At 60.5% G+C, this 13,745-nt stretch carries 11 protein-coding genes and 1 pseudogene; 7 read left to right on the forward strand and 5 right to left on the reverse strand.

Annotated elements, in window-relative coordinates; genetic code table 11:
- Window positions 1-5: 5 nt before the first annotated feature.
- From ACHEXK_RS15285 to ACHEXK_RS15300, 4 genes are all read left to right on the forward strand, one after another.
- The gene (locus ACHEXK_RS15285) at window positions 6-2,309 is read left to right on the forward strand and encodes an NADP-dependent malic enzyme (protein ID WP_416547161.1); all 2,304 of its coding nucleotides are present in this window, start codon (window positions 6-8) and stop codon (window positions 2,307-2,309) included.
- Window positions 2,310-2,481: 172 nt separating this feature from the next.
- A complete protein-coding gene (locus ACHEXK_RS15290; RefSeq protein ID WP_416547162.1) occupies window positions 2,482-2,877 on the forward strand; it encodes a ribonuclease domain-containing protein in 396 nt (131 codons plus the stop codon).
- Between the two features lie 28 nt (window positions 2,878-2,905).
- On the forward strand, window positions 2,906-3,331 hold the full coding sequence (locus tag ACHEXK_RS15295) for a barstar family protein (protein ID WP_416547163.1): 426 nt from the start codon (window positions 2,906-2,908) through the stop codon (window positions 3,329-3,331).
- Window positions 3,310-3,513 (forward strand): hypothetical protein, encoded by a 204-nt coding sequence (locus ACHEXK_RS15300; RefSeq protein ID WP_416547164.1) that lies wholly within the window; start codon window positions 3,310-3,312, stop codon window positions 3,511-3,513. The genes ACHEXK_RS15295 and ACHEXK_RS15300 overlap by 22 nt, the downstream gene beginning before the upstream one ends.
- A gap of 96 nt (window positions 3,514-3,609) precedes the next feature.
- On the opposite strand, the gene rsmA is transcribed toward ACHEXK_RS15300, so the two are convergent.
- The 3 genes from rsmA to ACHEXK_RS15315 are packed head-to-tail and all read right to left on the reverse strand — an operon-like array spanning window position 3,610 to window position 8,094.
- Entirely contained in the window at window positions 3,610-4,389 is a 780-nt protein-coding gene (gene rsmA, locus ACHEXK_RS15305; protein ID WP_416547165.1) for a 16S rRNA (adenine(1518)-N(6)/adenine(1519)-N(6))-dimethyltransferase RsmA, read from the reverse strand.
- A complete protein-coding gene (locus ACHEXK_RS15310; protein ID WP_416547166.1) occupies window positions 4,386-5,741 on the reverse strand; it encodes a peptidylprolyl isomerase in 1,356 nt (451 codons plus the stop codon). Before ACHEXK_RS15310 ends, rsmA begins: the two co-directional genes overlap by 4 nt.
- Window positions 5,734-8,094 carry an LPS-assembly protein LptD gene (locus ACHEXK_RS15315; RefSeq protein ID WP_416547167.1) on the reverse strand — a complete coding sequence of 787 codons (2,361 nt, stop codon included), beginning with the start codon at window positions 8,092-8,094 and terminating at the stop codon, window positions 5,734-5,736. Before ACHEXK_RS15315 ends, ACHEXK_RS15310 begins: the two co-directional genes overlap by 8 nt.
- A gap of 146 nt (window positions 8,095-8,240) precedes the next feature.
- Between ACHEXK_RS15315 and ACHEXK_RS15320 the strand changes: the two genes are divergently transcribed.
- The 3 genes from ACHEXK_RS15320 (at window position 8,241) to ACHEXK_RS15330 (ending at window position 11,377) form a co-directional block, all read left to right on the forward strand.
- Window positions 8,241-9,374 carry an aminoglycoside phosphotransferase family protein gene (locus ACHEXK_RS15320; protein ID WP_416547168.1) on the forward strand — a complete coding sequence of 378 codons (1,134 nt, stop codon included), beginning with the start codon at window positions 8,241-8,243 and terminating at the stop codon, window positions 9,372-9,374.
- Between the two features lie 2 nt (window positions 9,375-9,376).
- On the forward strand, window positions 9,377-10,078 hold the full coding sequence (locus ACHEXK_RS15325; RefSeq protein WP_416547169.1) for a 16S rRNA (uracil(1498)-N(3))-methyltransferase: 702 nt from the start codon (window positions 9,377-9,379) through the stop codon (window positions 10,076-10,078).
- Between the two features lie 111 nt (window positions 10,079-10,189).
- Window positions 10,190-11,377: an MFS transporter gene (locus ACHEXK_RS15330; RefSeq protein ID WP_416547170.1), complete on the forward strand. Its 1,188-nt coding sequence runs from the start codon at window positions 10,190-10,192 to the stop codon at window positions 11,375-11,377.
- Here the strand turns inward: ACHEXK_RS15330 and ACHEXK_RS15335 are convergent.
- Both ACHEXK_RS15335 and ACHEXK_RS15340 read right to left on the reverse strand, forming a co-directional pair.
- Window positions 11,340-12,200: pseudogene (locus ACHEXK_RS15335) on the reverse strand (lysophospholipase); the annotation flags it as partial. The gene ACHEXK_RS15330 and the pseudogene ACHEXK_RS15335 overlap by 38 nt on opposite strands.
- The gene (locus ACHEXK_RS15340) at window positions 12,200-13,681 is read right to left on the reverse strand and encodes a M20 family metallopeptidase (RefSeq protein ID WP_416547171.1); all 1,482 of its coding nucleotides are present in this window, start codon (window positions 13,679-13,681) and stop codon (window positions 12,200-12,202) included. The gene ACHEXK_RS15340 and the pseudogene ACHEXK_RS15335, both read right to left, overlap by 1 nt.
- Between the last annotated feature and the right edge of the window lie 64 nt (window positions 13,682-13,745).

The following is a 13,745-nucleotide window of genomic DNA, read 5'->3' on the forward strand; positions in this document are numbered from 1 at the left end:
CAACAATGACAAACAAAGCCCAAGCCGAAGAAAAACGCGCCCAACTGCGCAAAGCCGCCCTGGAGTACCACCAGTTCCCCACGCCCGGCAAAATCGCCATCGCCCCCACCAAGCAGCTGGTCAACCAGCACGACCTGGCCTTGGCCTATTCGCCTGGCGTGGCTGCACCCTGCGAAGAAATTGTCAAAGACCCCGCCAACGCATTCAAATACACCAGCCGAGGCAACTTGGTGGGCGTGGTGACCAATGGCACCGCCGTGCTCGGGCTGGGTGACATTGGCCCGCTGGCCAGCAAGCCGGTCATGGAAGGCAAAGGCGTGTTGTTCAAGAAGTTCTCGGGCATCGACGTGTTCGACATCGAGATCAACGAAAAAGACCCGGACAAATTGGTCGAGATCATTGCTTCGCTCGAACCCACCTTTGGCGGCATCAACCTCGAAGACATCAAGGCACCGGATTGCTTCTACATCGAGCGCAAATTGCGCGAGCGCATGAAGATCCCGGTCTTTCACGACGACCAGCACGGCACTGCCATCGTGGTGGGCGCGGCGATCCTCAACGGTTTGAAAATCGTGGGCAAAGACCCCAAGAAGATCAAGCTGGTCACATCCGGCGCAGGCGCAGCAGCTTTGGCTTGTTTGGGGTTGTTGGTCAAGCTGGGCATTCCCCGCGAAAACATCTGGGTCACCGACTTGGCCGGCGTGGTCTACGAAGGCCGCACCGAGTTGATGGACGAGGACAAGATCCAGTTTGTGCAAAAAACCGAGCACCGCACACTGCGCGAAGTGATTGCCGGGGCGGACGTGTTCCTGGGCTTGTCGGCCGGGGGCGTACTCAAGCAAGACATGGTGCAGTCCATGGGCCCCAAGCCCCTGATCTTTGCGCTGGCCAACCCCAACCCTGAAATCAACCCCGAAGACGTCAAAGCCGTACGCGATGACGCGATCATGGCCACAGGCCGCACCGATTACCCCAACCAGGTCAACAACGTCCTGTGCTTCCCTTACATTTTCCGGGGTGCTTTGGATTGCGGCGCGACCACCATCACATTGGAGATGGAAATCGCGGCGGTGCACGCGATCGCTGAGCTGGCCCAAGCCGAGCAAAGCGAAGTGGTGGCGGCAGCCTATGTGGGCGAGCCCCTGGCTTTTGGTCCTGAATACCTCATCCCCAAGCCCTTTGATCCGCGGCTGATGATGAAAATCGCCCCGGCTGTGGCCCAGGCCGCAGCCGAGAGCGGTGTGGCTTCGCGCCCCATTGCCGACATGGATGCTTACCGGGAACGCCTGCAAGGCTTTGTGTACGCCTCGGGCACCATGATGAAGCCGATCTTCACGGCAGCCAAGCGCGCGCTGAAAAAACGCATTGCGTACAGCGAGGGTGAAGAAGAGCGCGTGTTGCGTGCTTCCCAGATCGTGGTGGACGAGGGCATTGCCCGTCCCACCTTGATTGGCCGTCCGGCGGTGATCGCCGAGCGCATTGAAAAATTCGGCCTGCGATTGAGACAAGAGCTGGACTACGACGTGGTCAACGTGGAGCAGGACGACCGCTACCGCGATTTTTGGCAGACTTACCACCGCATGACCGAGCGCAAGGGCATCACCCAACAAATCGCCAAAATTGAAATGCGCCGTCGTTTGTCGCTCATCGGTGCCATGTTGCTGCACAAAGGCGACGTGGACGGCATGATTTGTGGCACTTGGGGCACCAACCCCATGCACTTGAACTACATCGACCAGGTGGTGGGCAAGCGCGCTGGCGTCAACACCTTCGCCTGCATGAACGGCTTGATGCTGCCCGGGCGTCAAGTGTTCATGGTGGACACCCACGTCAACTACGACCCGACAGCCGCACAATTGGCGGAGTTCACCGTCATGGCCGCCGAAGAAATGCGCCGTTTTGGTATCCAGCCCAAAGCCGCCTTGTTGTCCCATTCCAACTTCGGTTCTTCCAACGAGCCCAGCGCCATCAAAATGCGCGACGTCTTGGCCCTGTTGCGCCAAAACGCGCCGTGGCTGGAGGTGGATGGCGAAATGCATGGCGATGTGGCTTTGGACCACGCCGCACGCCAGGTCATCATGCCCAACTCCAGCTTGATCGGGGACGCGAATTTGCTGGTTTTGCCAAACATTGATGCGGCCAACATTGCCTACAACTTGCTCAAAACTGCGGCGGGGGGCAACATCGCTGTGGGGCCGGTTTTGCTGGGTGCCGCCAAGCCGGTGCACATTTTGACGCCCAGCACCACGGTGCGCCGAATTGTGAACATGACGGCGCTCACTGTGGCCGATGCGAATGCTGCTCGGTAAGGCTTTAAACCAGAGCGTGTGCTCACTTAAGTGGTGATTGCCCCGACAAGTCCTGCTTGTTTTTTGGGCATTCGCTTGCTTTTTTGACGGGATTGCCTCACACTAGCGCCTTCGAGTTTTCGGGTTAACCCGGAGGCTTCTGAAAGGTGTTTTCATGAAGGTGGCTGGATCCATGGCTGCCCCGCGACGCTGGCTGACGGTGTTTTTGGGGCTGTTTCTGTCAATTTGCACGCTTGTGGTGCAAGCCCGTCCAGCTGCCGATGCACAAGATGCGCCCACGGTGTGGGTGTCAGACTTGCCGCGTGAAGGCCAAGAAACTTACCAACTCATCCATCAAGGAGGTCCTTTTCCTTATGAAAAGGACGGGACAGTTTTTGGCAACCGCGAGCGACTTCTGCCCCGCGCGATGCGGGGGTTTTACCGTGAATACACCGTCAGAACACCCGGTATCAAGCATCGCGGAGCGCGGCGCATCGTTTGTGGTGGGCAAGCCCCTCGAAAGCCGCAGGCCTGTTACTACACGAGTGACCATTACGCGAGTTTTCGCATGATTGTCGTCAAGCCTTGATTGTTGATTTTAGAGAAAGACCACGGAGATGGACATGCCGATTCGTCAAGACCAAGAGACGCCCCTGAAGGGCGTGAGGTCCAACATCGTGCAGTCGATTCGCGCTTACCGCGTGAGCGACTTGCAAGAGGCCGCCCAAGGCCTGGGCCACCACTTTTTGTACGCCAATTTGGCCGAAGCCCAAAGCAAACAAGATGTGCTGGACCTGATTGGTGCCCAATTCACGCTGCCGTCGCACTTTGGCAAAAATTTTGATGCCCTGTACGACTGCATGACCGACCCTTTGCACAAGTCTGGCCCACAGCCCGGTTTCATCGTGGTGCTGGAGCAAATTCCGGCTCACGTTAAATTTGACAAGGAAGCCCGCGAGCAATTGCTGGACATCTTCCGTGACACCGCCGATTACTGGGGAGACAGGAAGATACCCTTCCGATGCTTCTATTCTTTTCTGTAGCCCGTTCTGCGCAAAACAGCCAAGCAGGACGGGCGATTGAGGCACAAACAACCGAGGCCGTGGTGGCCGAATCGGTCGAAGAAGGGGAAAAAATGCCCACCGACAAACTGGTGGACGTCTCCCCTTTGGCGCTGCGCATGAGCAGCCCATTCAACGCAGGTTATTGGCTCGCCGCAGCCTGATCACCTGGGCTGCCGCTCCTGCGGCAGTTCTCAAAAAGCCCGTCCAAGACGGGCTTTTTCGTTGGCGCTGCCCGGGACGAGGGGATGAGATGCCGTTTAGACGGCTTGTGCCAAAGCCACAAACTCGGCCACTGGTACTTCTTCGGCGCGGCGCTGCAAGTCGAAGGTGCCGCCAAAACCTTGTTCATCCAGCCATTTGCCCAGGGTGTTGCGCAAAATCTTGCGTCGCTGGCTGAATGCCACCTGCACCAAGGTCTCTAAGGTTTTGACATTGACTTGGGGGGGCTGGGCCAGTGGCACCATGCGCACCACCGCACTGTCCACGCGAGGCGGTGGATCAAAGCTTTCGGGCGGCACGAACAGCACATTGGCCATGTCGTAGCGCCACTGCAGCATGACCGACAGGCGGCTGTAATCGGAGGTGCTGGGTTGGGCCACCATGCGGTCGATCACTTCTTTTTGCAGCATGAAGTGCTGGTCTTCGATCACATCCACTTGCGCCAGCAAATGGAACAAGATGGGGGTTGAGATGTTGTAGGGCAGGTTACCAACCACCCGGATTTTGGGTGAGGCTGCCCCCGCGCTGGGGGCCTGCATGTGCTGCGCCAAGGCCCTGAAGTCGACTTTGAGCACATCCGACTCGACCACCGACAGATGGGGGTGTTCGCGCAGGCGCACCGCCAAATCGCGGTCCAACTCGATCACCGTCAGGTGGCCCAAGCGTTCCACCAAGGGCTGTGTCAGGGCGGCCAGACCCGGGCCGATTTCGACCATGGCTTGCCTGGCTTCGGGGTGGATAGCGTCCACGATGGCATCGATGATGCCGCCGTCGGTCAAGAAATGCTGACCGAATCGTTTGCGAGCGATGTGTTTCATTGTGGTGGCTCGCGCATCTCAACGTAAGCACGCCCACGGATGTCCTCTACCCAAGAGGCATAAGCTTCGTCGAGCTTTTTCTCGCGCAGGGCGCTGCGCGCCAATGTGCGTTGCTCTTGATCGCTCATGGGGGCATTGCGGCGATCGGTCACCTCGATCAGGTGCACACCAAAGCGTGAGACCAACGGTTCAGCCACTTGGCCGGGCCGCAGTCGGTTCATGACCTGCTCGAATTCAGGCACAAACATGCCGGGGTTGGCCCAGCCCAGATCGCCGCCTTGCTGGGCGCTGCCGTCTTGTGACATCTCCCGAGCCAGCGCTGCGAAATCAGCTTGACCGGACACCACCGCTTGCCGAATCTCGGTCAATTTGGCCACCGCCTGGGCTTGCGACAGTTGTGCCGTGGGGCGCAGCAAAATATGGCGAGCACGGGTTTGGGTCACCAGCAAGGTGGTGACTTGCTGGCGCTCCAGCACTTTGAGGATATGAAAGCCAGCGGCCGAGCGCACGGGCGCAGCCACTTCACCGGCCTTGAGCTTGCGTGTGGCCTCTAAAAACAGTTCGGGGTAGCGATCGGCAGGGCGCAAGCCCATTTCGCCACCATTGGCGCCCCGGTCCGGTGTTTGAGAAAAGGCTTTGGCCAACTCCGCAAAGCTCTCACCCGCTTGGGCGCGGCGTGCCACATCGGCGGCGCGTTCACCCAAGGCATTGATGGCAGATTCGCTGCTGTTGTCGGGCACCGCAATCAGCACCATGCCCAAATTCAATTGCGTGGGCACTTGCGCGGCTTGGGCTTTGAGCTGTTCACTCAGAAATTGCTCAACCTCCAATTCACCGATACGGACACGGCCTTCAATTTCACGCTCGCGCAAACGGGTGAGGGTCAGTTGAGTGCGCAATTGTTCGCGAAAAGCGCTGACCGAAATGCCCTCTTGTGCCAGCCGCTTGTGCATGTCCTCGCGCGAGAGCTGGTTGCTGCTGGCCACGTTCAGTTCGGCCTGCTCAACAGCTTCGTTCTCAATCTTGATGCCTGTTTCTCGGGCCAGTTGCAGTTGTGCTTTTTCATTGATGAGTTGTTCGACGGCCGTGCGGGTCAATTCCGCGTCCGTCGGACGGTTGCCGCCACGCGCGGACGCTTCGTTGGCCAAGCGTTGGCGCAACACGTGCACTTCACGGTTGGTGATTGGTTCTGAATTGACCACGGCCACGATGAAGTCGGCTTGGCGCACTGGCGCCGCAGTCGCCGTCGTGGCGCTGTTTTGAGCCATGGCCGTGTGCATGCTGAGCAAGCCCATACCCGCCCACAGCGTGTTCCAAAACAGGGCGCAAACAGGGGATGACAATTTATTCATAGTGCTGGAATCGGCTGGGTTGGACCTGGCTGTCGCGCAGGTATTGGTAGCGTGGAATGTTGTCGCTGAGGCTCTTCAAGGGGCTCACGCCGACGCGTGCAAGGCCTATGAACTCCAGTTGAAACAGGATCCGGCTGGTTGAGCTGGCACCGTTGTTGATGACGATGTTGGAGTTGTTGGTTTGGAGCCTTTCAAAGGCGATCCGGCCCAACCAGCAACCTGCATCGTATTCCAGGCCAACCAGGGTGTCCACGAGGCTGCCTTCTTTCAGGCTGTAGTTGAGTCGGCCGACCGAGTACCAGCGGTCGGGTCCCAGGCCTTGGCCGGGTGTTCGCGACCAAGCGCTTTCGGTTGCCCGGTCGGTTTGGCCGACCCAATCGCTCAAGGGCCATTGCCAGCCCACTTCCACAAACTCTGACTGGGGCGTGGCTTGGTGGTTGGCACGGTAAGCGGCGTTGATCACGCGGTATGCGCCGCGGCTGTAGCGTCCCTGTAAGGTGGTGCGGGCGATGTCGTGCGTTTGGTTGTTGGCTTGCACGGTGGCATCGAGTGACCAGCGGTCGTCCCAGCGGACAGCCGCACCGAACAAAATGTCGCTCAGGCCAGAGCTGCTGCCCGTTTGCTCCGGCAAAACCACCCGTTGGTCAGAAAATCGGATGCGCTGTGCCACACCGACCTTGAGCATTTCGGCGCCACTGAGCACATCAAAAAACCGGCTGCTCACGCCCAGGGTCAGGGCGTCGTTGTCCACCAAGCGGTCATGGCCCACATAGGTGTTTTCGCTGTAAATGGTGGACAGGTTGAAGTCGGTGGCACCGCTGTCGTAAACCGGCAGGAGACTTTGGTCTTTGTATGGTGTGCGGGCATAAAAGGCCCGGGGTTCGAGGGTTTGCAGCACGTCGCGACCGAACCAGCGGGTCTCGCGCTCGAACACCAGCCCGGTGTCCAAGCTGAAGGTGGGCAAGACACGGTTGACCGCCGTGGCGCCGTTGTCGAGGGCCCTGTCCATCTGGTAGCGCGTGGCGTGCAGTTGCAGTTTGGGGGTCATGAAGCCCCAAGGCCGAATCCAGGGGCGGCTGACTTGGGCTTGCACGAAACTGCGCTCACCGTTGCGCGGTGGCTCTGTGTGGGTGATGCGTGAGAAGTCGGCCTCAAAGCGGGTGGTGTCACCCACCACCGACCAGTCGAGTCCATTCGCTTGCCACTGGCCGTAGCGCAGGGTGATCTGTGGGGCCCTGTCATAAGGCGGCGCGGCGTCTTGCAAATTTTGCCAGCGCTGCACTTGGGCGTTCATGATGAAGTCACCGCGCCCCCAGGACAGGACACCTGTGGAGGGCAGGATGCGTTGGGTCAACGCCGAGCCCGAACGCGGGAAATCTCGCCAGTAGTTGTTGTCGCTGACCCGGTTCAGGGTCAGTCCCAGTCCAATGCGCCCGACGTTGTCCAGGCCGGTCTCGATGCCGCCGTTGTGCTGGCTGGTCAAACCCCAACGGCGCTCATCGCGCAACTTGTCAGATGGCATCCAGTTCAGGCGGACCTGACCGTTGTAGTCGCGCTCCATGTAACGAAACTCGGTGTCTGCGGCGATGCCGCGCTGGCTCATGACGTGGGTGGTCACCGTCGCATCGCGATGGGGGGCGATGTCAAAGTAATAAGGCTGTGCCACTTCAATGCCATTGATCGTGTCCACACTGAACAAGGGCGGTAGAAAGCCGGATTTGCGCTCATGGGTCAGGGGCAAGCTGATCGAGGGTGCTGCAAAGATGGCCACATCGTGAAAGCGCAACTGAACGCCTTGCGCCAGGATGCTCGATTCTTCTTCGTCAATGGTCAGCTGGGTGGCTTTGAGCAGCCACTCGGGCAACCATTCAGGGCCAGGTGTTTTGCGGCAGGTCGTGTACTTCGCTTGGCGCACGATCGTTCTTTGCTTGTCCACAAACTCCACTTCGCTGGCTTGACCGTAACCCCCGCTGGCATACAGTTCGAATTCTGGCTTGTCAAAGCGCCCTTGAAAACTGTCCACTTTGAGTGTCAGGTGCGGGCCTGAGAACACGCTGGTGGTGGTGCTCACGCGCACTTGGCCTTGGGCATCCACCACGTCTTGCGTTTGATCGTAGTGCAAACGATCTGCGCGCAAAGCCAGGCCGGGGCGACGGATGCTGCTCTCGCCCTGCACCACCAAATCCATGTCGGGACGTGCGGTGATCTGCGCCCCTTTGACAAAAACCGCCCCTTCTGAGCGCTGTCGTTCAGAGAGTTTCTCTTGCAGCATGGGGCTGCTGCGCAAGGACCACTGCGCGGGTTGGGCGCAAGACACACCGACGCTCCAAGCCAGCAGCCAAGTCAGGGCCACGCTGCAGCGGCCGTGGGCCGTTGAACGGCTTATCGACCAACGAAAAAATGCGAAAAGAGAGGGCACAAAATGGGGGAAGTTACGAAAGAGTCAGCCTGTCTCCCGCACAGGAAGGCTGCAACAGGCTTTGTAGAATGCGATTATCCATGAGCCACCCTTCTTCCTCCCCCATTCTCCCGTCGACAGCAGTGTCGGCACCCTTGTCTGTTCTCGTTGAGGCTGTTCCTTGGTCGGACCCAGAACGGCAGAGCTTGTTCACGGCATGGATGGCCCGCGTGGCCCAGGCGCACGGACTGGTGCCTGAAACCCTGCGGATTGCCTCGGCCGACGCCAGCTTTCGCCGCTACCTGCGGGTGGACACAAGGCAAGGCGGCAGCTGCATCGTCATGGACGCGCCGCCTACAAAGGAAAATTGCGAGCCCTTTGTGCGCATCGCCGCCTTGATGACATCCGCGGGCCTGAATGCACCCGAAGTGCGCGATTGGCACCAGGCCCACGGCTTCATGTTGTTGAGCGATCTGGGTGATGCCACCATGATGTCGGCCATTGACGCCGAGCGCCCCCAAGCCAACCACGGCCTGTACATGCAGGCCGTGGACGTTCTGGTGCAGTGGCAGTTGGCCTCGCGCCCCAGCGTGTTGCCGCCCTATGACGCCGCTTTGCTGAACCGTGAACTGAGTCTGTTCCCCGATTGGTATTTGGCCCAGCACCGGGGTGTGCAATTGCAAGGCACTCAGCGCGAGGTGCTCGACAAGGCTTTTGCCCTGATCGTGCAACGCAATTTGGCCGCACCCAGTGTGTATGTGCACCGCGACTTCATGCCGCGCAACCTGATGATGCCTTTTGGCAGCAATGCACAGCTGGGTGTGCTGGACTTCCAGGATGCGGTCTACGGCCCCATCAGCTACGACATCGCCAGTCTGATGCGCGATGCGTTTTTGACCTGGGACGAAGACTTTGTGCTGGACATCACCATCCGTTATTGGGAAAAAGCCCGCAAAGCGGGCCTGATGGACTTTGAAGACTGGCACAGCGACTTTGGTGCGTTCTACCGCGCTGTTGAGTGGATGGGCCTGCAGCGTCACCTGAAGGTGGCGGGCATCTTTGCCCGACTCACCTTGCGCGATGGCAAACCCAAATACCTGGCCGATGCGCCGCGTTTCCTCGACTACATCCGCAAGGCCTGTGACCGTTACCGGGAGCTGGGCCCCTTGCTCAAATTGATTGACGAGATCGAAGGCACCACACCCGAAGTCGGTTTTGCTTACGGGCGCATGTGAGCATGCCGCGCTTTTACTGCCCCACCCCTTTGGCCCCAGGCCTGCCGCTCAGCCTGCCCGCTGGCGCGGCCCGCCATGTGCAGGTGCTGCGTCTGCAGCCGGGCGATGTGATCACTTTGTTCAACGGTGAGGGTGGCGAATTTGACGCCACCGTCACCCGCATGGGCCGCAGTGATGTCGATGTCGAGGTGGGTGCACACCACCCGATCGAGCGCGAGGCGGCTCGCCCAGTGCATCTGCTGGTGGGCATCACGGCCAACGAGCGCATGGACTGGTTGGTTGAAAAAGCCACCGAGCTGGGCGTGGCCAGCATCACCCCCGTGGTGGCTGAACGCAGTGTGCTCAAGCTCAAAGGCGAACGCGCCGACAAAAAGCTGGCGCACTGGCAAGGTGTTGCCGTGGCCGCGGCCGAGCAGTGCGGGCGCAACCGAGTGCCCACGGTGCACGCGGCGCTCACGCTCAAAGCGTGGTTGGCACGGGCCGACGCCGGCGAACGCTGGGTGTTGTCTTTGTCAGAAGGCACGCAAGCCCTGTCGGCCATGACCGGCAGCGGCCCCGTCACCGTGCTCAGCGGCCCCGAAGGGGGCCTCAGCCCCAGCGAAGAAGCTGTTGCCTTGGCCGCCGGGTTCACGCCCATCACATTGGGCCCGCGCGTGCTGCGGGCCGAAACCGCCCCCTTGGCGGTGTTGGCCATTTGCGCCTGAAGCCTGCGGGCGATGGGTGGTGGGCGATGGGTGGTGGACCACGAAGCTTCGTCGCGGGCAGTGCGCCGAGGCGACATCAATTCATAAGCGACTGGCGATACACTGCCCTTGATGAACCCTAACCTGATCCTCCTCACCCTCTGCCAAGGGCTGTTCTTCACGAACAACGTCACCTTCATTGCCATCAACGGCTTGGTGGGTTTGTCCATGGCCCCTTTGGGTTGGATGGCGACTTTGCCGGTCATGGGCTATGTGGTGGGCGGTGCACTGTCAACCGGCTTGGTGGCCAAGAGCCAGTCGCGCTGGGGGCGCAAAGTGTCGTTCCAGTTGGGGCTGATGGTGGCGTTCTTGTCGGCACTGCTGGCCGCCTATGCCGCATGGAGCCACAACTTTTGGCTGCTGGTGGCGGCCACAGTCATAGCGGGTTACTACAGTGCCAATGGCCAGTTGTACCGTTTTGCAGCGGCCGAGTTGGCGGCGGATGGTTTCAAGGAAAAAGCCGTCTCACTGGTGTTGGCGGGTGGTTTGATCGGCGCCATCGTGGGCCCCAACCTCGCCTCGCGCACCCGTACTTTGTACGAGGTGCCGTTTTTGGGTGCCTACATGGCGCTCGGTTTGGTGGCGATTTTGGCCATGGTGTGTATGAACTTCATTCGCTTTCCAGCGGTGCCCGCCAAAAAGCCGGGCGACAGCGTGGGGCGCCCATTGTCAGAAATCATGCGCCAGCCGGTGTTCATCGTGGCCGCTGCTGCCGCGGCTTTGGGCTATGGTGTGATGAACCTGCTGATGGCGGCCACCCCGCTGGCCATGCAGGTGTGTGGCTTCAGTTTTGACGATGCGGCGTTGGTGCTGGAGTGGCATGTGATCGGCATGTTCGCGCCGGGGTTTTTCACAGGCCACTTGATCAAAAAATTCGGCACCTTGCAGATCATGGCGGTGGGTGTGGTTATCAATTTCGCGTGCATCGCCATCGCACTCTCTGGTGTTGAGCTGCACCAGTTCCTCATCTCGCTGTTCTTGCTGGGGCTGGGTTGGAATTTCCTGTTCACCGGCAGCACCACGTTGGCCATGAAGGCTTGGACACCTGCTGAAAAAGACCGGGGCCAGGCGGCGATCAATTTCTTGGTGTTCGCCACCATGGCGGTGACTTCGTTCGCGTCAGGCGCCTTGGTCACCACACAGGGTTGGACGTGGCTGAACATCGGCTCCTTGTTGCCTGTGACCCTGACTGGCATGGCGCTGGTGTGGATGGTGATCCAACAGAAAAGCGTGCCAGCAGCCAGCGCTGGAGCGCGGTGAACACCTGAGCGCGGTAGAGGTCGTTGAAAATCTCGTGGTACATGGCCTCAAAACACTGGGCTTGAACCACGGCCTGTGGCGCGGCGTCCACAAAGTCTGCGGTGGCCTGCGCGTTGACCAGCTTGTCTTGCCCTGCGTAGAGCACCAAGGTCGGCACTTGCCACTGAGCCGCATCGTGCAAGGTTTTCTCGCCGTTGTCCAAAATCCAGGCGGCCAAGCTTGTGGAGATGCGGCGATGTACCCGTGCATCGGCTTTGTAGGCTTTCACCACGTCCGGATCGCGTGACACGAAGTCGGCTTTCAAACCATTGTCCACCCGCAGGTGTGGCAGCACTTTGGGCACTGTGGCCAGCAGCATTTTCTGAAACAGATTGGGGAAGGCGCCCAGTGCAGGGGAAGACAGGACCGCCGCCTCGACGGGGCGCAGTTGTTCGGCCAGTGTGCGGGCCACCACCAAGCCCCCCATGCTGTGGCCCAGCAAGATGAGTGGTGTGCCCACCAAGGCTGGCCGCTGCCGGGTGTCGTCGATCACCCGGCACAGATCGGCCTGCAAACTGCCGGGGCGCAGCATGGCACCGCGTGGGCCCTCGGACTGGCCGTGGCCTTGTTGGTCATAAGCGCGTACCGCAAATCCCCACTGCTGCAAATGTGCGGCCACTTCGCCGTAGCGCCCGGCGTGTTCGCCCAAGCCGTGCACCAAAAGCACCGTGCCCAAGGGCGGGTGTGCCGGCATGGCCCAGTCGTACAAGGCCAGCGGCCCTGCCTCGCCTTGCAAGCCGGATACTTGGGGGCGTGGCAAAGACGGGCGTGCGATCACGTTCATCAAGGCATCCTCGCCATCACTTCGGCCACCGCTGCCGTGAGTTTTTTGGCATAGGGCACGTGCAAAAATTCGTTCGGACCGTGTGCGTTGCTCTTGGGGCCGAGCACGCCGCAGACCATCATTTGGGCTTGGGGGAAACCGGCGCTGAGCATGTTCATCAGCGGGATGGTGCCGCCCTGGCCGATGTAGCCCACGCCTGTGCCAAAGTGCGCTTGACTGGAGGCGTTGAGCGCCTGCTCGAACCAAGGCAAGGTGTCTGGGGCGTTCCAACCCGTCGCACCGCCGCCGCTTTCGAACGTGACTTTGGCCTGGTAGGGCGCGTTGTCTTCGAGCAAAGCTTTCATCTCGGCCACGGCTTGCGCAGCATCCACCAGCGGGGGCAGGCGCAAGCTGAGTTTGAAGGCGGTGTAAGGCCTGAGCACATTGCCAGCATCTTTCAGGGCCGGAAAGCCCTCCGCACCGGTCACGCTCAGTGTGGGTGTCCAGGTGCGGTTGAGCAGGGCTTGGGTCGGGTCGGTGGTGGTGGGCAGTGCAAAGCTGGTGGAGCCACCGCAGTCGTAGTGCGCCCAAGGGAAGCGCTTGTAGACCTCGTCGCCCAAAATGGCCGCCGTGGCCTTTGCTTGCGCCAAGCGCTCGGTGGGCACTTCGCAATGGAAACTCGCGGGCAGCAAGCGGCCAGTGGCGCTGTCCTCCAGCCGGTCCAGCACCTGGCGCATGATGCGAAAACTCGAGGGCACCAGGCCCGATGCGTCGCCCGAATGGATGCCTTCGGTCAGGATTTGCACCTTGAGCGTGCCGCTGGCCATGCCGCGCAGGCTGGTGGTCAGCCACAGTTGGTCGTAATTGCCCGCGCCGCTGTCCAGACAAATCACCAGACCCACATCGCCCATGCGGGTGCGCAAGGCGTCCACATAAGGCAGCAGGTCGTACGAGCCCGACTCTTCGCAAGTCTCGATCAGGCCGACGATGCGCGGGTGGGGCGTGTTTTGACTCTTGAGCGCTTGCACCGCCGCAATGCTGGCGTAAACCGCATAACCGTCGTCCGCGCCGCCCCGGCCATAGAGTTTGCCGTCTTCGTACACCGGGGTCCAGGGTCCGAGGTCGTTGCGCCAGCCGTTGAACTCGGGTTGTTTGTCCAAGTGACCGTACATCAGCACCGTCTGGCCCGACCCCTCGCTGGCCGCGCGGGTGGCGGCCACTTCAAAGAACATGACTGGCGTGCGACCGGGCAACTGGATGATCTCGAGCGTGAGGCCTGCCACCTTTTGCGCTTCGACCCATTGGGCGGCGCGGCGCAGCACCGATTCGATGTGGCCGTGCGCGGCCCAATCGGCATCGAATGCCGGTGACTTGGCGGGAATTTCGATGTAATTCTTCAACTCGGGCAGGATGGTGCTGTCCCAGGCTTGGGTCACGTCGTTCAGGGCGCGGGCGCTGTCGAGCAGGCCATCGGGCATTTCGCGGTGCAAGGGGGCATTCATGGGGGGAGACTCCTCGGGGCGGCTCAAAAGAAAAGACTGTAGCGGTTTTGGCTGGGACTGGCCA

The organism is Limnohabitans sp. DCL3, assembly GCF_048019295.1.
GTDB lineage: Bacteria > Pseudomonadota > Gammaproteobacteria > Burkholderiales > Burkholderiaceae_C > Limnohabitans_A.